This is a genomic window from Brevundimonas sp. 'scallop', from assembly GCF_011045535.1.
GTDB lineage: Bacteria > Pseudomonadota > Alphaproteobacteria > Caulobacterales > Caulobacteraceae > Brevundimonas > Brevundimonas vesicularis.
In genome coordinates this window covers 1,976,466-2,002,180 of record NZ_CP039382.1, presented here as the reverse complement: position 1 = coordinate 2,002,180, position 25,715 = coordinate 1,976,466, and the positions used below count along the sequence as shown (strand labels likewise).

The 25,715-nt window shown below is 66.6% G+C and carries 23 protein-coding genes; 18 read left to right on the top strand and 5 right to left on the bottom strand.

Annotated elements, in window-relative coordinates:
- Positions 1–14 precede the first annotated feature (14 nt).
- From E4341_RS10010 to E4341_RS10000, 3 genes are all read right to left on the bottom strand, one after another.
- Complete coding sequence (locus tag E4341_RS10010; protein WP_091746499.1) at positions 15–1,064, bottom strand: GGDEF domain-containing protein; 1,050 nt, start codon at positions 1,062–1,064, stop codon at positions 15–17.
- A gap of 110 nt (positions 1,065–1,174) precedes the next feature.
- Positions 1,175–2,740 carry a DEAD/DEAH box helicase gene (locus E4341_RS10005; protein ID WP_165117011.1) on the bottom strand — a complete coding sequence of 522 codons (1,566 nt, stop codon included), beginning with the start codon at positions 2,738–2,740 and terminating at the stop codon, positions 1,175–1,177.
- Positions 2,741–2,985: 245 nt separating this feature from the next.
- The gene (locus E4341_RS10000; protein WP_165113666.1) at positions 2,986–3,555 is read right to left on the bottom strand and encodes a hypothetical protein; all 570 of its coding nucleotides are present in this window, start codon (positions 3,553–3,555) and stop codon (positions 2,986–2,988) included.
- Between the two features lie 184 nt (positions 3,556–3,739).
- Here E4341_RS10000 and E4341_RS09995 point away from each other — a divergent pair, with 184 nt between their 5' ends.
- Both E4341_RS09995 and E4341_RS09990 read left to right on the top strand, forming a co-directional pair.
- Positions 3,740–4,603 carry a 50S ribosomal protein L11 methyltransferase gene (locus E4341_RS09995; RefSeq protein ID WP_017506170.1) on the top strand — a complete coding sequence of 288 codons (864 nt, stop codon included), beginning with the start codon at positions 3,740–3,742 and terminating at the stop codon, positions 4,601–4,603.
- A gap of 9 nt (positions 4,604–4,612) precedes the next feature.
- Complete coding sequence (locus tag E4341_RS09990) at positions 4,613–6,418, top strand: aminopeptidase P family protein (protein ID WP_165117009.1); 1,806 nt, start codon at positions 4,613–4,615, stop codon at positions 6,416–6,418.
- Position 6,419: 1 nt separating this feature from the next.
- On the opposite strand, the gene E4341_RS09985 is transcribed toward E4341_RS09990, so the two are convergent.
- Positions 6,420–8,150 carry a patatin-like phospholipase family protein gene (locus E4341_RS09985; protein WP_165117007.1) on the bottom strand — a complete coding sequence of 577 codons (1,731 nt, stop codon included), beginning with the start codon at positions 8,148–8,150 and terminating at the stop codon, positions 6,420–6,422.
- Between the two features lie 748 nt (positions 8,151–8,898).
- On the opposite strand from E4341_RS09985, the gene serS reads away from it, so the two are divergent.
- The 9 genes from serS to E4341_RS09940 all read left to right on the top strand — a co-directional run bounded on the left by serS (position 8,899) and on the right by E4341_RS09940 (position 16,844).
- Positions 8,899–10,257, top strand: coding sequence for a serine--tRNA ligase (gene serS, locus E4341_RS09980; protein WP_165117005.1), 1,359 nt, complete (start codon positions 8,899–8,901; stop codon positions 10,255–10,257).
- 138 nt (positions 10,258–10,395) lie between these two features.
- Entirely contained in the window at positions 10,396–11,190 is a 795-nt protein-coding gene (gene surE / locus E4341_RS09975) for a 5'/3'-nucleotidase SurE (protein ID WP_137721733.1), read from the top strand.
- On the top strand, positions 11,187–11,831 hold the full coding sequence (locus tag E4341_RS09970) for a protein-L-isoaspartate(D-aspartate) O-methyltransferase (protein ID WP_045810751.1): 645 nt from the start codon (positions 11,187–11,189) through the stop codon (positions 11,829–11,831). The genes surE and E4341_RS09970 overlap by 4 nt, the downstream gene beginning before the upstream one ends.
- Before the next feature lie 38 nt (positions 11,832–11,869).
- Complete coding sequence (locus E4341_RS09965; RefSeq protein WP_165117003.1) at positions 11,870–12,265, top strand: OmpA family protein; 396 nt, start codon at positions 11,870–11,872, stop codon at positions 12,263–12,265.
- Between the two features lie 103 nt (positions 12,266–12,368).
- Entirely contained in the window at positions 12,369–13,448 is a 1,080-nt protein-coding gene (locus tag E4341_RS09960; RefSeq protein ID WP_165118685.1) for a peptidoglycan DD-metalloendopeptidase family protein, read from the top strand.
- A gap of 103 nt (positions 13,449–13,551) precedes the next feature.
- Positions 13,552–13,863 (top strand): preprotein translocase subunit YajC, encoded by a 312-nt coding sequence (gene yajC / locus E4341_RS09955; RefSeq protein WP_017504795.1) that lies wholly within the window; start codon positions 13,552–13,554, stop codon positions 13,861–13,863.
- A 36-nt stretch (positions 13,864–13,899) separates the two neighbouring features.
- Positions 13,900–15,492: a protein translocase subunit SecD gene (gene secD / locus E4341_RS09950; protein WP_165117001.1), complete on the top strand. Its 1,593-nt coding sequence runs from the start codon at positions 13,900–13,902 to the stop codon at positions 15,490–15,492.
- Positions 15,492–16,481, top strand: coding sequence for a protein translocase subunit SecF (secF, locus tag E4341_RS09945; RefSeq protein ID WP_039243629.1), 990 nt, complete (start codon positions 15,492–15,494; stop codon positions 16,479–16,481). Before secD ends, secF begins: the two co-directional genes overlap by 1 nt.
- A gap of 87 nt (positions 16,482–16,568) precedes the next feature.
- Entirely contained in the window at positions 16,569–16,844 is a 276-nt protein-coding gene (locus E4341_RS09940) for a hypothetical protein (protein WP_055804960.1), read from the top strand.
- A 43-nt stretch (positions 16,845–16,887) separates the two neighbouring features.
- Here the strand turns inward: E4341_RS09940 and E4341_RS09935 are convergent, their stop codons facing one another.
- Positions 16,888–18,093, bottom strand: a complete 1,206-nt coding sequence (locus E4341_RS09935; protein ID WP_055804963.1) for a pyridoxal phosphate-dependent aminotransferase — start codon at positions 18,091–18,093, stop codon at positions 16,888–16,890.
- Between the two features lie 122 nt (positions 18,094–18,215).
- Here E4341_RS09935 and E4341_RS09930 point away from each other — a divergent pair, with 122 nt between their 5' ends.
- The 7 genes from E4341_RS09930 (at position 18,216) to rodA (ending at position 25,709) form a co-directional block, all read left to right on the top strand.
- Positions 18,216–18,929, top strand: coding sequence for a TVP38/TMEM64 family protein (locus E4341_RS09930; protein ID WP_091746526.1), 714 nt, complete (start codon positions 18,216–18,218; stop codon positions 18,927–18,929).
- A 73-nt stretch (positions 18,930–19,002) separates the two neighbouring features.
- Entirely contained in the window at positions 19,003–19,458 is a 456-nt protein-coding gene (locus E4341_RS09925; RefSeq protein WP_165116999.1) for a hemerythrin domain-containing protein, read from the top strand.
- 220 nt (positions 19,459–19,678) lie between these two features.
- Positions 19,679–20,719, top strand: a complete 1,041-nt coding sequence (locus E4341_RS09920; protein ID WP_017504801.1) for a rod shape-determining protein — start codon at positions 19,679–19,681, stop codon at positions 20,717–20,719.
- Positions 20,720–20,870: 151 nt separating this feature from the next.
- Complete coding sequence (mreC, locus tag E4341_RS09915) at positions 20,871–22,016, top strand: rod shape-determining protein MreC (RefSeq protein WP_165116997.1); 1,146 nt, start codon at positions 20,871–20,873, stop codon at positions 22,014–22,016.
- Positions 22,013–22,531, top strand: a complete 519-nt coding sequence (locus E4341_RS09910; RefSeq protein ID WP_165116995.1) for a hypothetical protein — start codon at positions 22,013–22,015, stop codon at positions 22,529–22,531. Before mreC ends, E4341_RS09910 begins: the two co-directional genes overlap by 4 nt.
- Complete coding sequence (mrdA, locus tag E4341_RS09905; RefSeq protein ID WP_165116993.1) at positions 22,528–24,558, top strand: penicillin-binding protein 2; 2,031 nt, start codon at positions 22,528–22,530, stop codon at positions 24,556–24,558. The genes E4341_RS09910 and mrdA overlap by 4 nt, the downstream gene beginning before the upstream one ends.
- The gene (gene rodA / locus E4341_RS09900; RefSeq protein WP_066551392.1) at positions 24,555–25,709 is read left to right on the top strand and encodes a rod shape-determining protein RodA; all 1,155 of its coding nucleotides are present in this window, start codon (positions 24,555–24,557) and stop codon (positions 25,707–25,709) included. The genes mrdA and rodA overlap by 4 nt, the downstream gene beginning before the upstream one ends.
- Positions 25,710–25,715 lie beyond the last annotated feature (6 nt).

Genomic DNA, 25,715 nt, shown 5'->3' with positions numbered 1-25,715 from the left:
GGCCTTGTCAGACCCTAAGCCGCCTTTTCGAGCGATGATGCCGGCGTGACGCAGTTTCGGCCCGCGCGTTTGGATTCGTACAGGGCGGCGTCCGCGCGTTCCAGCAGGCTGGCGGCGGTTTCGCCCTTTTGGCGCTGGGCGAAGCCAGCAGAAACCGTGACTGAGCCCAGGTCGTCATTGGTTGAACGACGGCGCAGGGCGCGTGACGCCACGTCGTTGCGGATGCTCTCCAACGCGGCCATGACGACGCCAGCGCCTTCACCAGGGAAGATGATGGCGAACTCCTCGCCGCCGAACCGGGCCGCGAATCGTGTCTTGCCGCAGATATTGGACAGAACGGTGGAGACATAGCGCAGCACCTGATCGCCGGTCTGGTGGCCCCAGGTGTCGTTGAACCGTTTGAAATGGTCGATGTCCAGGATGGCCAGGCTGAGCGGCGCGCCATCATCCTCGGCGCAGGCGGCCTCAAGCCGTTCATCGAAGGCCTTGCGGTTGGCCAGATTGGTCAGGGCGTCGGTCATGGCGTCACGGCGCACCTGTTCCAGGTTTTCGCGCAGACGGATGACTTCCTTGTTGGACTTTTCCAGACGCTTTTCGAGGATCGCCGTTTCGCGGCGCACCCGGTTGGTCGCGGTCGAAAGGCCGCCGACCAGATCCTTCAGCGAAGACGGATCGTCGACAGTTTCCATGCACTGAGAGGCGTCGGCGAGGGTTTCGCCATAGTCGTGCTGGGTCTTGTGCGCCATGGCGATGGCGCTGGCGACGCTGGCCAATTCGCGATCCAGCACGGCGCCGACGTCGCGGATCTGATCCGGCAGGCGACCGCGCGGCAGGAACTCGGCGGCCAGCATTTCGGACGTCTTGTCAGTGATAACGGCGGACTGCGCCAGCAGACGGCGGATTTCCTGGGCCAGGGGGCCGTCAGGGTCGCTGATGTAGTGCAGCCAGAGCTCGAAGTTCAGCGGCGTGGGCCACACGCCGGCCTTTTCCATTTCGCCGATGACGTTGCGCGCCAAAGCATAGGCTTGAGGAGCTCTTAGCGCCGTCTCGACCTTTTTCGACATTCTTGTTCCCCTGGGCTCCTGTTCTGGAGCTGTGTCGGGGCGCACACTACGGGATGTTCCGTAATGCAGAGTAAACGACGCGGCGTTTCACCGCGCCGTTGTGTACGAGTTCAGGCGCGGATGACGACGGGCCGGCGCAGGAAGGCGGGGATGTCGTCGCCGAAGCCACGCACGCCCTGGCGCTGAGTATCGCTCTTGTCGGCCTTGCGGTCGCCGCGGCGATCGGATTGCAGCAGATGCGGCTCACGATCTGCACGGTCGGGACGTGGGGCGCGAGCCGTCTCGACGGGTTCGACGGTCGCTTCCGCCTCGACTGCAGCGGCGACGGGAGCCGCGACTTCGACCGGCACCTCGGGGCGGGCCTTGCGGCGGCTGCGGCTGCGTGGCGCCTCGGCCTCTTCAGACGAAGACGCGGCGGTGACGGGGGCGATGTCGGCAGGTTCGGCCGACGGGGTGGCCGCGTTGCTTGTGCGCGACCGGCTGCGACCGCGTTCGCCCGAGCGTTTGTCGTCGCGGCGCGGGCCGTCCTTGATGGCGGAGAAGTCGATGCCGTCCAGCACCAGCTCTTCCGGATCCTTCTTGATCAGCTTCAGCACCTTATCCAGCGACTTGTCGTCGGCCGGGGTCACGATCATGAAGGCCTGGCCCAGCTTGCCGGCGCGGCCGGTGCGGCCGATGCGGTGGACGTAGTCGTCGGCGTGATGCGAGACGTCGTAGTTGAAGACGTGGCTGACGTCCGGGATGTCCAGGCCGCGCGCGGCGACATCCGAAGCCACCAGAATCTTCAGCGCGCCCGAGCGGAAGTCCGCCAGGGTCTTCATCCGGTGCGACTGATCCAGGTCGCCGTGGATCGGCGCGGCGTCGAAACCGTGGGTCTTCAGCGACTTGGCGACGATATCGACTTCGGATTTGCGATTGCAGAAGACGATGCCGTTACGCACGTCCTCACGGCCCACCAGGGCGCGTAGAGCGGTCCGCTTCGCTTTGGGATCCGAGGTCGGGATACGGACGATATATTGGGTGATGGTGTCGGCGGTCATCGCCGGACGCGAGGCCTCAATCCGGGTCGGATCCTTGAGGAAGGCGGTCGTCAGGCGCGTGATCTCCGGCGGCATGGTCGCCGAGAAGAACAGCGTCTGGCGACGCGGCGGCGTCAGTTTGAAAATGCGTTCGATGTCGGGGATGAAGCCCATGTCCAGCATCCGGTCGGCTTCATCGACGACCATGATCTCGACGCCGGTGAGCAGCATCTTTCCGCGTTCGAACAGATCCAGCAGGCGGCCGGGCGTGGCGATCAGGACATCGACGCCCTTGTTCAGCGCCGCGACCTGATCGCCCATGGAGACGCCGCCGATCAGCAGGACCCAGCTGAGCTTGGTGCCCTTGGCGTATTTGGCGAAGCTCTCGGCGACCTGGTCAGCCAGTTCGCGCGTCGGCGCCAGGACAATGGCGCGCGGCATGCGGGCCCTGGCGCGGCCGGTGGACAGGCGGTCGACCAGGGGCAGGGTGAAGGCGGCGGTCTTGCCGGTGCCGGTCTGGGCGATGCCCAGAACATCACGTCCGGCGAGGGCGACGGGGATCGCCTGTTCCTGAATGGGCGTGGCGGTCGTGTAGCCGGTGTCGGCGACGGCCTGAAGGGTCGTGGGCGAAAGGCCCAGTTGGGAAAATTCGGTCATGAATCCTTGGGAGAGAAAGCGTCTGCGTGCATAGCAGCGACGGAACCGCCCCTCTTTGGGCGAGCGGGCGGCGCGGATCGCAGACCTGTCCCGAGGCTGGGGGGCATATAGAAGCCCCTGCGCAGAAGTCAAGTATTCCTGGTTTTCGTTCAGCCAGCCGCAGACTGTAAATCGCGGCCCGCAAACGAAAATCGCCGGACGGGCGTGCCGTCCGGCGATCTGCTGGATCATGAGAGGAAATGCGATCAGCGCTTGCCGAAGATCATATCTCCCAGCTTGGCGAAGAAGCCCTTTTCCTCGGGCTTGGCGGCGGGCGCCGGGGCCGGCTTGGGAGCCGGAGCCGGCGTAGGCGCGGACGCCGCAGCGGCGGGGGCAGCGGCGGGCTTGGGCGCGGCGACGGGTTCAGCAGGCTTGGGCGCCGCTGTGGCCGGCTTGGCGACAGGCGCAGCCTTCGGGGCGGCGGCGGGTTTCGAAGCGGCGGCCTTGGGGGCAGCAGGTTTCGCCGCTGCAGGCTTTGCCGCCGTCGCCTTCGGGGCGGCCGCTTTCGGAGCAGCGGCCTTCACTGCCGCCTTGGCGGCGGCGGGTTTGGGTGCAGCAGCCTTCGGCGCGGCTTTCGGAGCAGCCTTGGCGGCAGGGGCGGTTGTCGGCTTGGCTGCGGCCTTGGCGGCGACCGGCTTAGCAGCAGGCTTGGCGGCGGCGGGTTTGGGCGCCGCAGCCTTGGGCGCGACAGCCTTCGCGGCGGCGACCTTCGGCGCAGCGACTGCCGGCTTAGCAGCGGCCTTGGGCGCAGCGGTTTTCTCGGCGGTGGTCTTCACGGCGCTCGACTTCGGCGCGGCTTTAGGCTTGGAAGCGGCGGTCGCCGGCTTTGGCGACGCTGGTTTAGACGTAGACGGTGACTTGGCCATGTATTCCCCGACCCCTCGGTTTGATAAAAACGCGGCGGCGACGGGCGTTCAGCACCGGATCGCTACGATTCGCCATATTACCGGTGTTTGAAAAATGTCCGAGTCCGCACTTCAGATAATCGCCCGTGGCCCTCGCGCCGCCGCAGAGGCCGCCGCAGAGGCCGTAGACGCCGATCCGCGGCTGGAAGGCGCGACCTATTCGATCCTGGAAGAGGACGAGGACAATGACGTCTGGCGCATCGACGCCTTCCCCACGACCGATGACGAGGTCGAGGGGCTGAAGGCGGTGCTGGCGGGCTATCCGGTGACGGTGCTGGTCGAGAAGCTGGCGGACGCCGACTGGCTGGCCATGTCGCTGTCGGGTCTGCCGCCGGTCGAGGCCGGACGGTTCTTCGTCTACGGCGCGCACGATCAGGGTAAGGTGCCCGAGGGTCGCGTCACGCTGAAGATCGACGCTGGCGCCGCATTCGGCACAGGCCACCATGGCACGACGGTCGGCTGCCTGGAGGCGTTCGACAAGCTGCTGGAGACCGAAAGCTTTGAGAAGGTGCTGGACGTGGGTTGCGGCACGGGCGTGCTGGCGATCGCGGCGGCCAAGACGGGCACCCCCATCGCGGTCGGCACCGACATCGACGAGCCCTCGGCCCGGATCGCCAATGAGAACGCCGAGATCAACGAGGCCAAGTGCGACTTCTATTTCGCCGATGGCCTCAGCGATCCTCGCATCGCCCAGCATCAGCCGTATGATCTGGTGTTCGCCAACATCCTGGCCGCGCCGCTGGTGCATCTGGCGCCCGAGATCGCGGCGGCGCTGAAGAGCGGCGGGGTCGCGATCCTGTCGGGCCTGCTGCGCACGCAGGAGGAGCGGGTGCTGGAGGCCTATCTGCCGCTGGGTTTTACGGTCGAACAGACCATCCATCACGACGCCTGGAGCGCCCTGCAACTGCGAAAGGGCTGAGGATCGATCATGCGCCAGACTTTCGACGAGACGACCGACCCGTCCTTTGGGGCCAAAAACCTGCCGCTGCTGCGCGCCGAAATGGCGAAGCAGGGGCTGGACGGGTTTCTGATCCCCCATGAGGACGAGCATCAGAACGAGTATCTGCCGGACGCCAATGAGCGCCTGGCCTGGGCGACCGGCTTCACCGGCTCGGCCGGGGCGGCGGTGGTGTTTCAGGATCGCGCCAGCATGTTCACCGACGGTCGCTACACCGTTCAGGTCAAGGCCCAGACCGATCCGGCGCTTTTCGAGCGACGCGACCTCAATGACGTGGCGGCTTATCTCGAGACGGCGGCGAAGGGGGCGGTGATCGGTTATGATCCGCGTCTGCACAGCCCGGATGCCCTGGTCGCCCTTAAGGCGGCGGCGCAGAAGGCGGGGGCCGAGTTGCGCGCCGTGGACGCCAATCCGCTGGACCTGGCCTGGGGCGCCGGTCGTCCGGCCCAGCCGACGGCGCCGGTCGTGCCGCACGAGGACGCCTATTCCGGCGAAAGCCATGCATCCAAGCGGGCGCGGATCGGCAAGGCCGTGGCGGACGCCGGCGCAGACGCGGTGGTGCTGACGGCGCCGATGTCGATCGCCTGGCTGTTCAATGTGCGCGGCGGGGACGTGATCCGGTCGCCTCTTCCGATCGGTCAGGCCATCCTGGCGGCGGACGGCAAGGTGCGGCTGTTCCTGGACCCGGCCAAGGTGACGAACGCGTTGCCGGCCTGGCTGGGCGACGATGTCCGCATCGAGGCGACCGAGCAGCTGCCGGCTGCGCTGGACGGGCTGTCGGGCCGAAAGGTCATGATCGATCCGTCGCTGTCCTCGGCCTGGTATTTCGACCGGCTGGACGCGGCGGGCGCGACGGTTGTGCGGGCGATGGACCCATGCGCCATTCCCCGCGCAGCCAAGAATGCGGTGGAGATCGAGGGCAGCCGCCAAGCGCATATCCGCGACGGGGCGGCGCTGAGCCGGTTCCTGCACTGGGTCGATACAGTGGTGCAGGAGACCCTGCCGGACGAGCGCGAGGTGGTCGAGGCGCTGGAGCGGTTCCGCGAGGAGACCGGGGCGTTGCAGGACCTGAGTTTCGACACCATCGCCGGGGCCGGGTCGAACGGGGCCTTGCCGCATTACAAGCCGGTGGGCGCCAGCATTCGCAAGGTCGAGAAGGGCTCGCTGCTGCTGGTGGACGGCGGCGGTCAGTATCTGGACGGCACGACCGATGTGACCCGCACCATGGCGGTGGGCGAGCCGAGCGAAGATCAGCGCCACAAGTTCACCCTGGTTCTGAAGGCGCACATCGCCATGGCGATGATCCGTTTCCCGGCGGGGACCAGCGGCATGGCGCTGGACGCCATTGCGCGGGCTCCGATGTGGGCGGCGGGGCTGGATTACGATCACGGAACCGGCCACGGCGTCGGCAGCTATCTGGGCGTCCACGAGGGGCCGCAGCGGATCGCGAAATGGGGCACGTCCCAGCCGCTGCTGGAAGGGATGATCCTGTCCAACGAGCCCGGCTATTACCGTGAAGGCCACTGGGGCATCCGCATCGAGACCCTGCAGGTGGTGACGCCGGCTGAGGTGCCCGAGGGCGGCGAGCGGCCGATGCACGGGTTCGAGCAGCTGACGTTCGCGCCGATCGACCGCAAGCTGATCGCGGTCGAGATGCTGACGCCGGACGAGCGGGCCTATGTCGACGCCTATCACGCCGAAACGCTGGCCAAGGTCGGGCCGTTGATAGACGGCGAGGCGCTGGACTGGCTGAAGCGGGCCTGCGCGCCGCTGTGACCTAAAGCACCGGAACCCGTCGCCTCAGGTGGGTGACGGGGACCGTCAGTTCGGCCAACGCGGCCTTCATCGCCTCATAGCCCGTGGCGACGGGGCCGTCGTAGGTCTTCCAGTCGCGAATGTCGCTGCCGGCGACCTGGGGCAGGACCAGAATGTCGGCGTCGGCGCGCGACTGGGTCATCTCGGCGTCGGTGGTGATGGTCGCCGAACGCATCAGGATGGAGACGATGGGCGGGCCGGCCTTCCAGGCGCCGGACAGGACCCATTTCCACCAGGACGGCGGATTCTCCAGCGCCTGGGGATCGACGCCGCGCGTCTGGGACATGTCGACGCCGATGATCGGGCCGCTGTTCAGTTGACGCATCACGCTGGTGGGGAAGTTCTTCAGCACGGCGCCGTCGACCAGCACCTGACCGTCCATGACGACCGGCGGCAGGACGCCGGGGATGGCGATGGAGGCGCGCATGGCCCGCCGCATCAGGCCCGTGCGATGCGCCTCAATCCTGCCCGAGGTCAGGTTCGACGAGACGGCGAAGAAGGGCAGGGCCAGGTCCGCCAGATCGATGTCGCCGTAAGCCTGCTCCAGCAGACGGGCGACCTTGCGGGCGCGGGACATGGCGATGATCGGCACAGCGAGGTCCGACAGCGGGTCGGACTCGACGAAGGCGCGCCGAATCTCGAAATCCAGCCGTTCGAATGACCAGCCCAGGGCCGGGCCGGCGGCGACGACCGCGCCCATGGAGGCGCCGCCTGCGAAGTCGATGGGCACCTTGGCCTCTTCCAGGGCCCGGATCGCGCCAATGTGGCAATAGGCCCGCGCGCCGCCGCCGGACAGGACCAGTCCGACCGCCGTACCGGTGACGACGCGGGCGATGCGCTCGGCGTCGGTGGCCAGTCCTTCGACGCAATGGAACCAGCGATCGGGCTGTAGCGCATCCAGCCAGACGCGTGTGTTGGCCGGGTGATGCATGCGCGGGTCGCGCAGCAGGATCAGGTCGGTCAGGCGGCGGCCGTCGCCGAAGCCCTGGCGGCGCGGCACGGCGGACGGCGGCGCCAGAAGGCCGCTGCCGACGACGAACATCCGGTCCACCTGGCGCGCGCATAGGCTGGCCCAGGCGGGCTGATCCTGTTCGGCGACATAGAGGACATAGTCGTGGTCGCCCTCCACCCGGCTGAACCATTCGGACGCCGAGGCCAGGGCGGACTGATCGATGACCTGACAGGTGAAGCCCATAGCCTGGATGGCGGCGGCGATGCGTTCGACAAAGGCGCGGATGGGGCGGGGACGGGCCGAGACGAAGCCGAAGACGCTGGGCTCGGACGCGCCCGCCGTGCGTTCGCGGGCGCGGTGGATCATCAGCCGCGACAGTTCGACCATCAGATCCGGCTCAGTGCGGGCGGCCTCGAAGAAGGCTTCGCGCGGCAGGGCCAGGATCTCGCTGTCGCGCAAGGCGACGACGGTGGCGGTGTGCGGCGTGCCGGCCAGCATCGCCATCTCGCCCACCGGCTCTCCCGCCTTGACCACGCCCAGCATGTGCGGCGGCTGATCCGCCTCCATCCGAAACACGCCCAGACGGCCGGAGCGGACCAGATACAGGGTGTCGGCCGGATCGCCCTCGGTGAACAGCGGCTCGCCGCCGGTCAGCGCGAACCAACTGGCCCGGTCGACCATGCGACCTTCGAAGATTCGCGCGAGCGAGGTCGCCAGCGTGTCGGGGCGAAGCGTGGCCATGCTCCGTTTGTAGGCGCGATTCTCAAGCGGGTGAATTGGGATGTTTGGACGTGCGACGACGCCTTCGCGCGGTCGCAGCGAAGTTTGGAGGGCTGGGCGGAGCGCCGGGCCTTCGCCCGGAGTGTGAGTTTGTAAGTACCGTTTCGACGAAGGGTGTGACGCTCCGCGCGGGGGGTTGGCCTGCAAGCTCGGGGCGCCGAGCGGTGGCGGTCTTATCGCCTAACCCCATAAGCCTGCGACGGGCGGGTCGGAGCAGCGATCCCCGATCCCCGGTGCGGCCGAGTATCCCCCTCGACCCTCCGGCGGCGCACCGTGTGTCGCCGTCAGCGCGGGCCGTTTCAGACCCGCTCCCGTTCCATCCGCTCTCGCCGCCGCAAGGTCGCAGGCCAGGCGAGCCCTCCATGCGACGAGACGGATGTATTATGGGCCCGTTTGACCCCGTGGACGGGAGACGGGGGACATAAATCGGTAAGCGGTTGAAATCGTTTGGGAGGGGCCAGCGTCATTGCGATGGCTGAGCGACGTCTCCTCCCCATGTCATGGGGAGGTGGCTCGGAGCGCAGCGGAGAGACGGAGGGGGTCTTCGCGCATCGAGGGCGTATGTGGGACGTCAAGCGCCCCTCCACCGCTTCGCGGTCCCCCTCCGCACAAGTGGGGAGGAGACGAGGATGCGAGCTTCTCGCGTTGCCCGATTCCGCGCGGGCGGGTAGAGCGTTCGGCTTCTCCCGCCCAGCCGAAGTTTCAGACCATGCACGACATCAGAGCCATTCGCGAGAACCCCCAGGTTTACGTGGCGGGCTGGTCGTCGCGCGGGGTGGACGAGGCCGACGGGCTGGTGGCGGACATCCTGCGGCTGGATGGCGAACTGCGTCACGCCCAGACGACGGGGCAGGACGCCCTGGCCAAGCGCAATGCGGCCTCCAAGCTGATCGGCGCCGCCATGGGACGCAAGGACATGGCCGAGGCCGATCGGCTGAAGGCCGAGGTCGAGGCGCTGAAGGGCGACATCGCGGCAGCGGCCGAGGTCGAGGCGCGTGTGGGTAAGGAACTGCGCGACCTGCTGGCGGCGCAGAAGAACCTGGCGGCCGAGGATGTGCCGGATGGCGAGGACGAGGCGGGTAATGTCGAGGTCTCGACCTGGGGCGAGCCGCGTCGCACCGGTCCGGCCAAGGACCACGCCGACCTGGGCGAGGCCCTGGGCATGCTGGACTTCGAGGCGGCGGCGAAGATGTCGGGCGCGCGGTTCGCGGTGCTGAAGGGCCAACTCGCGCGGCTGGAACGCGCCGTGGGCCAGTTCATGCTGGATATGCAGACGGACCAGCACGGCTATCTGGAAGTGAACCCGCCGTTGCTGGTGCGGGACGACGCGATGTTCGGAACGGGGCAATTGCCGAAATTTGCAAATGACCTGTTTGTTTCGCTTCCAGGCTTGGATCTAGACTACGCCAAGAAATATCCCGAGGTTGCTGAAATCTTGGGGCTTTTGGATGACCGTCGTTGGCTCATCCCCACCGCCGAAGTCTCCCTGACCAATCTGGTGCGCGAGACCATCCTGTCTGAGGACGACCTCACCACGCCGATGCGGATGACGGCGTTGACGCCGTGCTTCAGGGCCGAGGCCGGGTCGGCGGGGCGCGATACGCGCGGGCTGATCCGCCAGCACCAGTTCTCCAAGGTCGAGATGGTGTCGATTGCGCGGCCGGAGGACAGCGACGCCGAGCATGAGCGGATGACGGCCTGCGCCGAGGCGGTGCTGAAGGCGCTGGAGCTGCCGTTCCGGCGGATGCTGCTGTGCAAGGGCGACATGGGCTTTTCGGCGCAGAAGACCTTCGACCTGGAGGTCTGGCTGCCCAGCCAGGGGACCTATCGCGAGATCAGCAGCTGCTCGAACTGCGGAGACTTCCAGGCGCGGCGCATGGACGCGCGGTTCAAGCGCGCCGGCGAGAAGAAGACCGAGTTCGTCCATACGCTGAACGGCTCGGGGCTGGCGGTCGGCCGGACCCTGGTGGCGATCATGGAAAACTATCAGCAGGACGACGGGCGGATCGCCGTGCCGGCGGTGTTGCAGCCCTATATGGGCGGTCTTCAGTTCGTAGGTGGTCAATGAATTTTCCGCTCATCCCCGCGAAAGCGGGGACCCAGTGCTTTGGGCGCCCATCGGAAGATGGTTGCGCGCCCTTGATCCGACGCACTGCCGAGCGACAGAACTGGGTCCCCGCCTTCGCGGGGATGAGCGGAGTTTAGAGTGCGAATTCTCCTGACCAACGACGACGGGATCGAGGCCGAAGGCCTGGAATGCCTTGAGCGGATTGCGCGCACGCTGAGCGACGACGTGTGGGTGTGCGCGCCCGCCGTCGAGCAGTCGGGCAAGGGGCGCGGGATCACCCTGACCGAACCGCTGCGGGTGCTGAACCTGGGCGAAAAGCGGTTCGCGGTGACGGGCACGCCGACCGACTGCGTCGTGCTGGCGGTCAACGATCTGATGCCGGAGAAGCCCGATCTGGTGCTGTCGGGCGTCAATCGCGGGCACAATATCGGCGAGGACGTCAGCTATTCCGGGACAGTGGCGGGTGCCTTGCAGGGGATGGCGTTCGGCATCCGCTCCATCGCCCTGAGCCAGAGCCTGGAGCGGTTTCACGACGAGGTCGTGGCGCACTGGGAGACGGCGGAAGCCTTTGCGCCTGCGATCATCAGCCGCCTGCTGGACCAGAAATGGGCGAACGGGGTGGTGATGAACCTGAACTTCCCCAACCGGCCGCCCGAAGCGGTCGATCAGGTCGAGGTGACGACCCAGGGCTTCCGCAACGTCGGCGAGATGCACGCGGTGCGGCGCACGGACCTGCGCGGACGGGACTACTACTGGATGAGCTTCCGGGGTGAAAAGCAGGAGCATGCCGAGGGCACGGACCTGCGCGCGATCGAGGAGGGGCGGATCTCGGTTACGCCGCTGCATATCGACCTGACGCACATGACCAGCGTGCATGACCTGAAGAAGGTGCTGGGCGGGGCGCCGCCGAAGAGCGTGGCGACCGCCGCATGAATCTGCACGACGACCGGGCCGGGCGGCTGATCCTGTCGCTGCGGCAGCAGGGGGTCACGGACCCGCGCGTGCTGAAGGCGATGGAGAGCATCGACCGGGCGGTCTTCGTGCACGAGAAGTTCCTGGATCAGGCGTGGGAGGATCAGGCCCTGCCGATCGACTGCGCCCAGACGATCAGCCAGCCCTATATCGTCGGCCTGATGACCCAGGCGCTGGAGGTGCAGGCGCGGCATCGGGTGTTGGAGATCGGCACCGGCAGCGGGTATCAGTGCGCGGTGCTGAGCCGGCTGGCGCGCTATGTCTATTCGGTGGAGCGGTATCGCAGTCTGCTGGTCGAGGCCGAAGCGCGACTGCGGGTGCTGAAGATCGAGAACGTCATCACCAAACACGGCGACGGTGGCCTGGGCTGGGCCGAACAGGCGCCGTTCGACCGGATCATGGTCACCGCCGCCTCGCCCACCGAGCCGACCGAACTGCTTAAACAGCTGAAGCCGAACGGGGTCCTGGTCGCGCCGGTGGGGCGGACGTCGGTGCAGATGCTGCATCGCTACGTCGGACAGGGCGACGGGTCGTTCCACCGCGAAAGCCTGACGGAAGTGCGTTTCGTGCCCCTGGTCGAGGGGACGGCGAAGGAGGGTTAGGGGTTGCAGAAAGGCATCGCCAGACGCATGGTGTGGATATGAACCGCGCTATCTTGCTATCGACGGCTTTCTGCGCACTAGCGGTCCCTTCCGTCGCGTCAGCGCATCAGTTTCTCGACTATTTTGATTATGGGAGATCCGAGCTTTCGCCGCTTGGCTATCGGACGGCTCGCGACGTGATGCGCTATGCAGGCGATGGGCGCTATGAAATCATCATCACTGCCTATTTGGACACGGCCGAAAACCGTGAGTTCAGCGAAGAGCTCGCGATGCGAAGAGCGCAGTCCATGGCCAGTGAGTTGGTCAATCTTGGAGCAGACCCCGCTTTGATAACGATGCGATCGGGCGGGATTGCTCTTGCGAAGCCCACGCCAGATTACACTCGAGAGCCTCTCAACCGCCGTCTCGTCGTCGATATGAACTGGCTCCGTTAACCTTCGCGCCCCAATTCCGTGCGGTTTGCGGGGTTGGCTTATGGGGCGCGAGCGGGCACACCGGGCGGGCGAGTTTAACCACGAATGGGAGCAGCCGGTGGCGATGATTTCGGGCTGGATGAGAGCGGTTCTGGTCGCGGGGGCGGCGTTGAGCACGGCGGCCTGCATCAGCTATCCTTCGGAGCCGCGCTATTCGACGCATGCGAATCCCGCGCCGGCCTATGGTCCGGGGCAGGGCGCCTACCCGCAGCAGCCGACCTATCCGAACGCCGGCCAGAATCCGAACCAGCCCTATCGTCCCGCCCCCTATGAATCGCCGCCGCCCGCGACGGCGCCGATCGGCCAGGTAGATGGCGGAGCCTTGCCGCCGACGGTCAATGTCGGACCGAGCCAACCGACCTATCAGCCGCCGGCGTCGCAGCCGCCCGCCTATACGCCGCCGTCCTATCCGTCGTCGTCGGCCCCGGTGCGGCCGGGCGCGGCCTATGTGATCCAACCGGGCGACACGATCTCGGGCGTGGGACGCAGGTTCCAGACGCCGGTGCAGACGCTGATCGATCTGAACGGCCTGGGGCCACGCGGGGCGATCACGACGGGCCAGCGAATCATACTGCCTGAAGCGGCGGTGGATACCGGCCGCGATCCTTACGCGACCGGCGCCTCGCCCGTCGGCGTGCTGGTGCCCAACAACGGCGCCGTGCCGCCGCCCCCGCCGCCGCCCTCGGGCAATGCGGCGCTTCCGGTCCAGACGCGGCCTGTCGAACAGACCAACGCCGCCGGCGCCGCTGCCGGTCAGCCGAACCTGCTGTGGCCCGTGCGCGGCGACATCGTGCGGCGGTTCGGCCCGGTCGGCATGGGCGAGCGCAACAACGGCATCAACATCGGCGCCTCGGCCGGCGCGACGGTCAGCGCCTCTGCGGCCGGGCGTGTGGCCTATGTCGGCAGCGATCTGGTGGGGCAGGGGCTGACGGTGCTGATCGTGCACGCCAACGGCTGGCGCACGGTCTATGGCCATCTGGGTTCGGCGACGGTCAAGGATGGCGACGACGTTCGCGCGGGCCAGCAGATCGGCACCGTGGGTCTGACGGCCGGCGACGGACGCCCCTCGATCCACTTCGAGACCCGTCAGATGCGCGGCGACGATCCGGTCGCCGTCGATCCTTTGACAGTGTTGCCCAGGTAGCGCTTTCGCCGCGTTGCAATCTGCGAGGCGCGGCCCTAGGTTCCGCGCCTCGTTTTAATGGGGGCTCCGACGAGGGCTACCCTTCTATGTTCGGAGACGACCCATGGGCGCTGAAGGCGGCTTGACGGCGCAGTTGATCGGGTTTGCGCCCATCATCGGTATTTTCATTCTGTTCTACTTCCTGCTGATCCGTCCGCAGCAGAAGCGCGCCAAGGAGCACGCGACCGCCATCGCCGCCGTCAAGCGTGGCGACACCGTCGTCCTGGGCAGCGGCATGATCGGCAAGGTCACCCGCGTCGAAGAAGCCGAGGTCAACGTCGAGATCGCCCCCAGCGTCAACGTGCGCGTGGTCAAGGCCATGATCGCCGAGGTGCGCAACCGCACCGCCATCGCCGCCAACGATTCCAAGGCCTGATACGCTCGCGTATCCGCCGATACCTGGACCGCCCTCATGATTCAGCTGTCGCGCTGGAAAGTCATTCTCGTCGTCGTCGCGGCCGTTCTCGGCTGTCTGCTGGCGTTCCCGAACCTGTTGTCGGATCAGCAGCGCGAAGCGCTGCCCGGCTTCATGCCCAAGAACAAGCTGAACCTGGGGCTGGACCTTCAGGGCGGTTCGTATCTGTTGCTGGAAGTCGATGTGCCGGCGATGCGCGAAAAGCGCGTCACCAACCTGATCGAAGACGTTCGGGTCACCCTGAACGGTGCGGGCGTCGCCACCAACGGCTTCCAGCGTGAAGCCGGCGGCGTGGTCGTCACCCTGGCCAATCCGGCCCAGGGCGATGCCGCGTTCAAGGCGCTGCAACAACTGGGCGGTCAGGTCGGACCGGGCGGCCAAGCGGAACGCAGCGCGACGCGCCTGGGCGATAACCGCATCCGCTTCGCCTATACCGATGCCGCGCTGAACGGCATGGGCGCGACGGCCGTGGACCAGTCGATCGAGGTGGTGCGTCGCCGGATCGACAGCCTGGGCACGCGCGAACCCTCCATCACCCGCCAGGGCGCCGACCGGATCGTGGTCCAGGCGCCGGGCGAGAGCGATCCGAGCAAGCTGGAAGAAGTGATCGGCCAGACGGCGCAGCTGACCTTCCAGATGGTCGATGTCGAGAACTCGGTTCAGGACGCCTTGGCCGGCCGTGTGCCGCCTGATTCCGAACTGCTGCAAGGCGAGGACGGCACGCCCTATCTGGTCAAGAAGCGCGTGCTGGTGTCGGGCGAGAACCTGACCCGCGCCGGCGTCGGTTCAGACCAGAGCGGCCGCCCGGCCATCGATTTCCGCTTCGACGGCGCCGGCGCGCGGCGCTTCGGTGAAGCCACCGCCGCCAACCTTCAGAAGCCCTTCGCCATCATCCTGGACGGCAAGGTCATTTCGGCCCCGACAATCCAGAGCGCGATCACCTCGGGCTCGGGTCAGATCACCGGCAACTTCTCGATCCAGGAAGCGGCGACGCTGGTGAATTTGCTGAACGGGGGCGCCCTGCCGGCGCCGCTGAACGTCGAGGAGCGCCGCACCGTGACGGCTGAATTGGGTGCCGACGCGGTCGCGGCCGGCGCCCTGTCGACCGCCGTCGGTTTCGCCATCATCGTGCTGTTCATGATCCTGGCTTACGGCCTGCTGTTCGGTGGCGTGTCGGTGGTCGGTCTGGTGCTGAACGGCGTGCTGATCGTGGCGGCCATGTCGTTGACCCAGGCGACGCTGACCTTGCCCGGCATCGCCGGTCTGATCTTGACCTTCGCGGTCGCGGTGGACGCCAACGTGCTGATCTATGAGCGTATGCGTGACGAGGCCCGTGCGGGCCGCAGCGTCATCGCCTCGATGGACGCCGGCTTCAACAAGGCCATGGGCACGATCATCGACGCCAACCTGACCACCCTGGTCGCAGCGGGCATCATGTTCGTGTTCGGCGAAGGCCCGGTTCGCGGGTTCGCCTGGACCCTGACCATCGGTGTGTTCACCTCGGTCTTCTCGTCGGTCCTGGTCGCCCAGGTCCTGCTTGGCTACTGGCTCAAGACGGCCAAGCCCAAAAAACTGCCGATCGCGGAGTGATAGCGATGCGTGGATGGCCCCTCATCAAACTGCTGCCGCAGAAGACGAACTTCCACTTCGTCAAATATGCGCGCTTCGCCGGCGTCCTGTCGGTGATCCTGTGCGTCGCGGCGATCGTGTCTTGCTTCTATCCCGGCCTGAACATGGGCATCGACTTCCGGGGCGGCGCCTCGATGGAAGTGTCCAAGCCGGCGGGCCAGACGATCGAGTTGGATCGGGTCCGCGAGGCCGTGAACGGCCTGAACCTGGGCGACGTTCAGGTCCAGGGCATCGCGCGCCGCGACACCAATGTCGATGACGGCTCGACCGCCATTCTTCGCTTCCAAGTGCCGGAAGGCCGCGATCAGACCCAGGTCGTCAACCAGGTCGAGGGCGCCATCAGCGGCGCGGTCGGTCAGGTCAACTATTCGGGCGTCAGCGTCGTCGGCTCCAAGGTGTCGGGCGAGCTGTTCACCTCGGGCCTGTTGGCTCTGGGCGTCGCGATCGGCCTGATGTTCCTCTACATCTGGTTCCGGTTCGAGCCGCAGTTCGGCTTCGGCGCCGTGGTCGGCCTGCTGCACGACGTGATCCTGACGTTCGGGTTGATCGTGCTGTTCAAGCTGGAGTTCAGCCTGAACATGGTCGCCGCCGTCCTGACGGTCATCGGCTATTCCATGAACGACACCGTGGTGGTGTTCGACCGTCTTCGCGAAAACCTGCGCAAGTACAAGACCATGCCGCTGCGCGACGTGATCGATCTGTCGCTGAACGAGACCCTGTCGCGGACCATCATCACCGGCGTGACCGCCGTCATGGTGCTGGCGGCCCTGGCCATCTTCGGCGGCGAGGCCCTGTTCGGCTTCTCCATCGCTTTGATGTTCGGCATCATCATCGGCACCTATTCGTCGATCTATGTCGGCGCGCCGATCATCCTTCTGTGGGGCGTCAAGCGCGGCGCCCTTGCTGACGACGCTAAGCCGGTGAAGCTGGGCATGGCCAGCCGGCCATAGGTCGAGCGCCATCGTCGAAAGTTGGGCCGTCCCGGCATCGCCGGGGCGGCCCTTTTCCTTGGGCGGGGTCCGTGCAAGGCTGAGCCTATGAAAGCGCTTGTCTATACCGCCGTTGCCCTCGCCCTGACCGGCGGAATGTCCGCCTGCACCGACAGCAAGCGGGCGCGCAACGACGCCACCTGGGGCGACAAGCCGGCGGACATCACCTGCTGGACCTATGGAGTGGAGAACTTCAAGGGACGCTCGACCGGCAAGGTCGAATATGACGACGGCGGCCGGATCTCGTTCGTCGATGCGTCGAACAACCGCTACACCACGATCGATGGCGATTGCCGCGTGGTCTATATGCAGCCCAGCAAGTAGGGCCGGATGGCGGGCGGAGGCCTGAACCTCCGCCCTTGGTCGATCAGCGCAGCGAGGCCGTAAAGCGCTGGATGCGGGTGCAGGCTTCTTCCAGCACGGCGTCCGAGGTGGCGTAGCTGATGCGGAAATAGGGGCTCAGGCCGAAAGCCTCGCCCTGGACCACGGCGACGCCCTCGGCGTTCAGCAGTTCCGCGGCGAAGGTGGAATCGCCATCGATGGCGACACCTGTCTCGGTCGTCTTGCCGATCAGTCCGGCGATGGACGGATAGACGTAGAAGGCGCCCTCAGGCGTGGCGCAGGTGATGCCAGCCGCCTGGTTGAGCATCGACACAACGAGGTCACGGCGCTTTTCGAAAGCGGCCTTGCGCTCGGGGATGAAGTCCTGCGGGCCGTTCAGCGCCTCGACGGCCGCCCACTGGCTGATGCTGGATGGGTTGGACGTGGTCTGGCTAGCCACCTTGCGCATCAGGTCGATCAAAGGCTTGGGCCCGCCGGCGTAGCCGATGCGCCAGCCGGTCATGGCATAGGCCTTGGACACGCCGTTGACCGTCAAAGTGCGGTCGATCAGGTCCGGCGCCACTTGGGCGATGGTGGTGTATTCGAAGTCGCCGTAGACGAGGTGCTCGTACATGTCGTCGGTCAGCACCCAGACCTGCGGGTGGCGACGCAGCACCTCCGCCAGGGCTTCCAGTTCGGCGCGCGTATAGGCGGCGCCGGTGGGGTTGGAAGGGCTGTTCAGGATCAGCCACTTGGTGCGGGGCGTGATGGCGGCCTCTAGCACGGCCGGCAGCAGCTTGAAGCCGTCCTTCTCCTCGCCGATCACGGTGACCGGCTCGCCGCCGGCCAGCAGCACCATATCAGGATAGCTGACCCAGTAGGGGGCGGGCACGATGACTTCGTCGCCGGGATTCAGCGTCGCGACCAGGGCGTTGAAGATGACGGGCTTGCCGCCCGGCGCGACGTGGATGTTGGCGGCTGTATAGTCGAGATCGTTCTCGCGCTTGAACTTGGCCACGATGGCCGCCTTCAACTCGGGCATGCCGTCGGCGTCGGTGTATTTGGTCTCGCCGCGGTTGATCGCGTCGATCGCGGCCTGTTTGATGTTGTCCGGCGTATCGAAGTCCGGCTCGCCGGCGCCCAGGCCGATCACGTCGCGGCCTTCGGCTTTAAGCTTCCGGGCCTGCGCGGTGACGGCGATGGTGGCCGAGGGCTTGACGCGGGCGAGGGCGGAAGATTGCAGGCTGGACATGAACTATCCCGTGGTTTTGGAAGTTTTTGCCGGGGAGGCGGGGTTGTTTACGCGGCGTCGCCCCTCGGGACAATGCGCTGATGCTCGCTAATGCAGAGATGGGATGATAAGCGGCGGCTCTGATGCGCTGGATCATCGATTTTCTGTCGAACATGGAGGCGCGTCGCTGGCGCGCCGTGCTGGCGACGGCCTTGCTGCTGGGCGCGATGATCGCCCTGTTCGCCGTCGGCAAGAGCCAACTGGGGCTGGAGGCCGAGGGGCGGCTGGAAGACTGGCTGGGCGGGTTCCGTCAGGGGCCTTGGGGGCTGGTAGCCGCCATCGTGGTGTTCACGATTTCGGCCTTCTTCGGCGCGCCGCAGTTCATCCTGATCGCCGCCTGCGTCGTGGCGTTCGGGCCGTGGTTCGGCTTCCTCTACAGCTGGATCGCGACGGTCGTGTCGGCGGGTGTGACCTACTGGCTGGGACGCGGACCCACGGCGCGGCTGCTGGCGCGGCACGGCGGCAAGACGGTCGGACGGCTGACGCGGTTCGTCGGCAAGAACGCCTTCTACGCCAGCTTCATGATCCGCAACGTGCCGTCGGCGCCGTTCATCGTCGTCAACATGGCGTTCGGGGCGGCGAGGGCGTCGTTCCCGGGCTTTCTGGCGGGGTGCGCGCTGGGGGTATTGCCGAAGACCGCGCTGGTCGCCTTCTTCGGCGGATCCTTCATGACGGCGGTCAGCGGCGACGGGATCTGGACCTCGGCCATATTGGCTGGCGTGGCGCTGGCCTGGCTGGCGCTGATGCTGTTGGTGCGTGAACTGGTCAAGCGGCGCGAGATCGCGCGCGGCGACTGAGGGGATTTGCTTAGCCTGCTATTTAGATTCCGTTCATCCAGAGGTTGCATGGTGTTGCTTTGGAGGCGTCGCCATGGATGTCCGTATTCTGAAGACGCAGCACGGCCGGATCATTCGACTGGCCAGCGCCCTGGGCGGGACCGCCGCCATTATGAAAACGTCGGACGATGCGATCCGCGCCCGTGAGCTGATGCGTGCGCTGAATACGGCTCTGACCGAGCATCTCGCGATCGAGGACGGCGAACTTTATCCCGTCCTGATGCGGTCCCAAGATCATTCGGTTCGCGACCTGGCGCAGCACTATGTTGAGGACATGGGGGCTCTGAGCGGCGTTTGGGCGCACTATTTCGAAGAGTGGTCGCAGGCCCGCATTCTGAGGGATCGGGAGCGTTTCGCCTCTGTGACCAAGGGGTTGATCGGCGCCTTGGCGCATCGGGTCGCCCGCGAGGAGGACACGCTGTATCCCACGATGGAGGCGGCGGACGTCCTGGCCGTCGTTCCGAAGCGCGACGGCAGGCCGACATCCTGAAGCCGGTGTCCACAGGCGTAGTGCCTCGATAGCCCTCTCCATATGACGACACTGTCATCGGGGCTTGTATTCCCGGTTTCATACGGGCAAACCCGCCGCTAGTAGGCGTGGCGAAGACGATCAGGAACTGTCCGGCGTGGGGATGTCAGGGCAGTTGGGGCGTCGCCAGGTCGACTGAGACATCTAGACGCCCTGCCAGCTAACAACGGTATCGATTCCCATGAGCTTCTCCCTTTTCGGCGCGATCTCCAACGACATCGCGATGGACCTGGGCACCGCCAACACCCTGATCTACATGAAGGGCAAGGGCATCGTCCTGAACGAGCCGTCGGTCGTGGCGCTGAGAAACGTCGGTGGGCGCAAGGTCGTCCACGCCGTGGGGATTGAAGCCAAGCAGATGCTGGGCCGCACGCCGGGCCACATGGAGGCGATCCGCCCCATGCGCGACGGCGTCATCGCCGACTTCGAAGTCGCCGAAGAGATGATCAAGCACTTCATCCGCAAGGTTCATAACCGCAAGGGCTTCGTGAACCCCAAAATCATTGTCTGCGTGCCCTCGGGCGCCACGGCGGTCGAGCGTCGCGCGATCAACGATAGCTGCCTGAACGCCTCGGCGCGCCGCGTGGGCCTGATCGACGAGCCCATGGCGGCTGCGATCGGCGCCGGCTTGCCGATCCACGAGCCGACCGGCTCGATGGTCGTCGACATCGGCGGCGGCACGACTGAAGTCGCCGTCCTGTCGCTGTCGGGCATCGTCTATTCGCGTTCGGTCCGCGTGGGCGGCGACAAGATGGACGACAGCATCATCAGCTACATGCGCCGCAACCATAACCTGCTGATCGGCGAAACGACCGCCGAACGCATCAAGAAGGACATCGGCACCGCCCGCATTCCGGCCGACGGCGAAGGCCTGTCGATTGAGGTCAAGGGCCGTGACCTGATGCAGGGCGTGCCGCGCGAGGTGCGCATCTCGGAGCGTCAGGCGGCGGAAGCCCTGGCCGAGCCGGTCACCCAGATCATCGAAGCCGTGAAGGTCGCGCTGGAAGCCACCCCGCCGGAACTGGCCGCCGACATCGCCGACAAGGGCATCATGCTGACGGGCGGCGGCGCCCTGCTGCGCGGCCTGGACGTCGAAATCCGCGATCACACCGGCCTGCCGGTCTCGGTCGCCGACGATCCGTTGTCGTGCGTGGCCATAGGCTGCGGCCGCGTTCTGGAGCACCCGCGCTGGATGAAGGGCGTGCTCGACTCCGCGCTCTGATCCGTCCGTTGCGGTCAGGTGAAAGCTTGGCTGCAAATCCTTGTCAGGCCTGCGTGATCACGGTTCCATTCCGGCCTTGATTTTGCGATAGGCAGGCTCAGCGGCAGGGGGCGTCCTGCCGATTCCAACCCCTTTGAGTGGAAGGTCGCCCGTGGCGTTTCGCGACGGCCCTTTTGAAAACATCAAGGTGCCGCTGGCGTGGACCGCCGCGGTCGTCGTCGTCGTGGCCGTCATCGGCGCGGTCGTCCTGTTGCTGGGCGATCGGACCACGTCCGAGGGCGGCTCGACCATGGGCGCGGCGCGCGGCGGTTTCGAAGCGGCGGCCGGGCCGGTCGGCGGGGCCTTCGCCGCGCCGGTGCGCTGGGCCGGGGCCGCGCGCGACTACGTCGGCGGCTATTTCTTCGCCATCGGCGAGAACCGCCGCCTGAAGGCCGAGATCGCCGAACTGCGCGGCTGGCGCGACGAAGCGATCGCGCAAAAGAACATCAACGGCCGCTATGAGGCCCTCCTGGGTCTGCGCACCGAGCCGCCGGTGCCCATGGCCACGGGGCGGGCGATTTCGGAATCGCGCGGTCCCTTCTCGAATGCCAAACTGATCGACGTCGGTTCGGCCAAGGGCGTGCGGATCGGCAATCCGGTCGTGACGGAACACGGACTGGTTGGTCGGGTGACGGGCGTGACGGGCGGCGTCAGCCGTGTCGTGCTGCTGACGGATGTTGCGTCGCGCACCCCTGTAATGATCGAGCGCACCGATGCGCGCGCCATGCTGACCGGAGACGGCGGCGACAGCCCGCGTCTGGAGTTCATTCGCGGATCTGGGTCGATCAAGGCGGGTGACCGTATCCTGAGTTCAGGGGACGGCGGCGGTCTGCCGCGCGGTCTGCCGGTCGGGGTGGCCGCCAAGGGCGTGGACGGCGCCTGGCGGGTCAAGCTGTTCAGCGATCACGGCGCGATCGACTATGTCCGCGTGCTGTTGTTCCAGAGCTTTGGACAGCTGGTTAGCCCGAACGCCTTGAATGCGCCGCCGCTCGCAGGCCTGACGACGGCGCCTGAGCCGAGCGCCGCCGAGGTCGGAGCGATCCGTGACGCCGCTGCTCGTCGCGCGGCGGCGCAGCAGGCCCAGGCCGAACGGGCGCGTGCTGCGACCGCGACGCCAGCGCCAACGCCTGCGCCCGCCGCTGCGCCGACGGCGGCCCGTCCGGCCGTGACGTCTCCGAGGCCTGCGGCTTCGACCCCGTCGCCGGCGCCGACTGCGCCCAGCCCTGCGCCGACGCCCGCTCCGGGAGGCGCGGCGTGAGACGGCCCGTTGCGGTTCGCGTTGTCGGGCCTCTGCAGTGGATCGTCTATCCGGCCCTTCTCGTCCTTGCCGCGACGGTCGTTCTGGGCACGCCGCTTCAGCTGTTCGGTCTGCATCTGCCCGAGCCGGTCATTCCGATGATCCTGGCCTTCGCCTGGCCCTTGATCCGGCCGTCGATGCTGGCGCCGGCGGTCCTGTTTCTGATCGGCCTGTTTCTGGATATGTTCTGGAACACGCCGCTGGGGCTGTGGGCGCTGTGTCTGATGAGCGTCTATGGAACGGTGCTGCTGTCGCGCAATCTGCTGGCGGGGCATGAGGGGATGATCCGCTTCGGAGCCTATGCCGCCTGTACGCTGGGCGCCTTCTTTCTGGCCTATCTGGTGGTGACCATGCGGGCGACGAACGCGCCGGCGATCCTGCCGCTGGTCGGACAGGTCGTGCCGACGCTGCTGCTGTTTCCGATCGCCAATTGGATGCTTGAGCGATTCGACGACGGAGATATTCGGTTCCGATGAGCGGCGAGCCCTCCATCTTCTTTGCCGATGTGAATGAGCGTCAGGGGTCCTTCCTGCGGCGCACCTTCGTGCTGGGCGGGGCGACGGCGCTGGGGATCACCGCGCTGATCGGACGGCTGGGCCAGCTGCAGGTCGTGCAGGCTCAGGAATATGCGACCCTGTCGTCGCAGAACCAGTTCAACTTTCGCATGGTTCCGCCGCCGCGCGGCCTGATCAAGGACCGCAACGGCGTCGTCATCGCCGGCAACCGCCCCAGCTTCCGTGTGCTGGTGGTGCGCGACGAGACCAAGGATCTGGACCAGACCCTGGACCTTTTGGGACGACTGCTGCCCGACACGCTGGAGCGCCGTCGCGCGATCATCCGCGACGTCAATGCGGCGTCCAAGTTCAACCCGGTGCCGGTCAAGAGCGACCTGACCTGGGAGGAGTTCGCCAAGGTCAATCAGTACGCCAACGAACTGCCCGGCGTGATGGTCGATATGAACGAGGCGCGGTACTATCCGTTCGGCGGATCGTTCGCCCACGTCATTGGCTATGTGGCCAAGGTGTCCGATCGCGACGTCAAGGCGATCCGTGACAAGGGCGAGCAGCCGCCCGCCCTGTTGTTCAATCCCAGCTTCCGCATCGGGCGCCAGGGCGTCGAAAAGGCGCTGGATACGTCGCTGCGCGGCAAGCCAGGCGGCAACCGCGTCGAGGTCGATGCACGAGGCCGCGTCGTCGCCGAGGACATCGGCGGGTCGCGGCCCGCCGTGCCGGGCAAGGAAGTCATCCTGACGCTGGATGCCGATGTTCAGAACCGGGCTCTGGAGGTGTTTGGCGACGAGTCGGGCGCCTGTGTGGTCATGGATGTGCGCAACGGCGACATCCTGTGCATGATGTCTGCGCCGTCTTTCGATCCCAATCTGTTCGTCGGCGGCGTGCCGAGCAAGACCTATCGCGCGTTGGCCGACTATGAGCGCAAGCCGCTGCTGGACAAGACGCTGAATGGCACCTTCCCGCCGGGTTCGACCTTCAAGCCGACCACGGCCCTGGCTCTGTTGGAAGCTGGGGTCGATCCGAAGCTGACGGTGTTCTGCTCGGGTTCGTATCGGACGGGCAACCGAACGCAGCGATGCTGGGGGCGGCATGGCACCCAGAATATGCACGACGCGATCAAGAACTCTTGCGACGTCTATTTCTACGCCATGTGCAACCGCGCGGGCGTGGACAATATCCGCAAGGCCGGGCTGGCGCTGGGCTTTGAGCACGAGTTCGACATCGGTGTCGGCAACCAGCGCAAGGGCCTGTTGCCGTCCACGGAATGGAAGGCGCGGACCTTCCCGCGCGATCCGGTCTGGCATCCGGGGGAAACGACCTCTGTCGCGATCGGGCAGGGGGCGATCACGGTGAACGCCCTGCAGCTGGCCGTCATGACCTCGCGCCTCGCGAACGGGAAGAAGCAGCTTCAACCGCGCCTGATCAAGTCCATCGGCGGCGTCGAACAGCCCAGCGGGGCCGAGGCGCCGGATCTGCCGTTCGATCCGGCCCACGTCGAATATGTGCGCCAGGGCATGATCGCCGTGGCCAACGATCGATCCGGCACCGCCTATCGCCAGAGCCAGTTGGGCCTGGGCGACATCCAGATGGCCGGCAAGACCGGCACGGCCCAGGTCCGGAACTACGGCTCCGGCTCGCGCAAGAGCAATATCTGGGCGCTGAAGGACCACAACCTGTTCGTCGCCTTCGCGCCGGTGGATGCGCCGCGATACGCGGTCGCTGTCATCGTCGAACACGGGGGCAAGGGCGGGGCGACCGCCGGCGCGCCGCGTGCGCGCGAGGTGATGCGCACCGTGCTGCTCAAGGATCCGGACATGCGAGCCCGCATCGAACGGCCGCTGCCGCCCGAACCGACCGGCGACGCGATCGTCGAGGACGGGGTGGTCGGCGCCGCGCCCGAGCCCGATGTCGTGGCCCCGCCGCAGCCGAGCCGCCCCGCGCCGTCTGCGACCAGCGGTCCGCGTCCCTATCTGTCGGAGCCCGGCCGTTGACCGCCTCGGCCCTGTCACGTCCCGGCGAGCGCGAACGCGTCTCGACCAAGCTGGGCCAGATCGACTGGCGGCTGACGGCCTTGCTGTGCGTGGTGTCCGGCACCGGCGCCCTGATGCTGTATTCGGTGGCCGGCGGATCGTGGTCGCCGTGGGCGATGAAGCACCTGATCCGGTTCGGCATGTGTCTGGCGCTGATGCTGATGCTGTCCCTGATCAGCATCCGCTACTGGTTCGCCCTGGCCTATCCCATCTACGGGATGGCGCTGTTCATGCTGGCGCTGGTGGAGACGCCGCTGGGCTATACGGCCTTGGGCGCCACGCGATGGCTGGACCTGGGCTTCACTCGCATCCAGCCGTCCGAGATCATGAAGATCGGCGTCGTGCTGGCCTTGGCGCGCTGGTATCACGGGGCCTCGGCCAAGGAAGCGAGTTTCCATTGGAAGCTGATCTTCCCGGTCGGGATCATCGGCCTGCCGTTCCTGCTGGTCGCGCACCAGCCGGACCTGGGATCGGCCATGCTGATCGGTTTGACGGGCGCGGCGATCATGTTCGTCGCCGGACTGAGCTGGCGGATCATCCTGCCGCTGATCATCGCCGCCGCCGTGCTGGTGCCGCCCTATGTGATGTTCGGCATGCACGACTATCAGCGTCACCGGGTGCTGACCTTCCTGAACCCCGAGGCCGACATGTCGGACAAGGGCTATCAGATCGTGCAGTCCAAGATCGCCATGGGGTCGGGCGGGCCGCTGGGACGCGGGTTCGGGCTGGGCAGCCAGAGCCAGCTGGAGTTCCTGCCTGAACGCCAGACCGACTTCATCTTCGCCGCCTTCGCCGAGGAGTTCGGCTTTGTGGGCACCTTCACGCTTCTGGCCTCCTATGCCGCCATCATTCTGATCTCGCTCAGGATCGCGTCGCTGTCGCACAGTCACTTCGGGCGATTGGCGGCCTCGGGCGTGACGGCGACATTCGCGCTCTATGTGCTGATCAACGGGGCGATGGTGATGGGGCTGGCGCCGGTCGTGGGCGTGCCGATGCCGCTCTTGTCCTATGGCGGGACCGTCATGCTGACCGTCATGATCGGCTTCGGTCTGGTGATGGCGACGCGGGTTCACCGCTACGCCGAACTGCCCAAGGGCCACGGCCTGATCTGACGTGAC

Coding starts and splice junctions, on each gene's coding strand:
- E4341_RS09960 (WP_165118685.1), top strand. CDS start 12,369: ATGATTTCGGGCTGGATGAGAGCGGTTCTGGTCGCGGGGGCGGCGTTG.
- E4341_RS09920 (WP_017504801.1), top strand. CDS start 19,679: ATGAGCTTCTCCCTTTTCGGCGCGATCTCCAACGACATCGCGATGGAC.
- E4341_RS09925 (WP_165116999.1), top strand. CDS start 19,003: ATGGATGTCCGTATTCTGAAGACGCAGCACGGCCGGATCATTCGACTG.
- E4341_RS09930 (WP_091746526.1), top strand. CDS start 18,216: ATGCGCTGGATCATCGATTTTCTGTCGAACATGGAGGCGCGTCGCTGG.
- E4341_RS10010 (WP_091746499.1), bottom strand. CDS start 1,064: ATGTCGAAAAAGGTCGAGACGGCGCTAAGAGCTCCTCAAGCCTATGCT.
- E4341_RS09985 (WP_165117007.1), bottom strand. CDS start 8,150: ATGGCCACGCTTCGCCCCGACACGCTGGCGACCTCGCTCGCGCGAATC.
- E4341_RS09935 (WP_055804963.1), bottom strand. CDS start 18,093: ATGTCCAGCCTGCAATCTTCCGCCCTCGCCCGCGTCAAGCCCTCGGCC.
- mrdA (WP_165116993.1), top strand. CDS start 22,528: ATGAGCGGCGAGCCCTCCATCTTCTTTGCCGATGTGAATGAGCGTCAG.
- serS (WP_165117005.1), top strand. CDS start 8,899: ATGCACGACATCAGAGCCATTCGCGAGAACCCCCAGGTTTACGTGGCG.
- E4341_RS09995 (WP_017506170.1), top strand. CDS start 3,740: ATGTCCGAGTCCGCACTTCAGATAATCGCCCGTGGCCCTCGCGCCGCC.
- E4341_RS10005 (WP_165117011.1), bottom strand. CDS start 2,740: ATGACCGAATTTTCCCAACTGGGCCTTTCGCCCACGACCCTTCAGGCC.
- E4341_RS09990 (WP_165117009.1), top strand. CDS start 4,613: ATGCGCCAGACTTTCGACGAGACGACCGACCCGTCCTTTGGGGCCAAA.
- E4341_RS09965 (WP_165117003.1), top strand. CDS start 11,870: ATGAACCGCGCTATCTTGCTATCGACGGCTTTCTGCGCACTAGCGGTC.
- yajC (WP_017504795.1), top strand. CDS start 13,552: ATGGGCGCTGAAGGCGGCTTGACGGCGCAGTTGATCGGGTTTGCGCCC.
- E4341_RS09970 (WP_045810751.1), top strand. CDS start 11,187: ATGAATCTGCACGACGACCGGGCCGGGCGGCTGATCCTGTCGCTGCGG.
- E4341_RS09940 (WP_055804960.1), top strand. CDS start 16,569: ATGAAAGCGCTTGTCTATACCGCCGTTGCCCTCGCCCTGACCGGCGGA.
- secD (WP_165117001.1), top strand. CDS start 13,900: ATGATTCAGCTGTCGCGCTGGAAAGTCATTCTCGTCGTCGTCGCGGCC.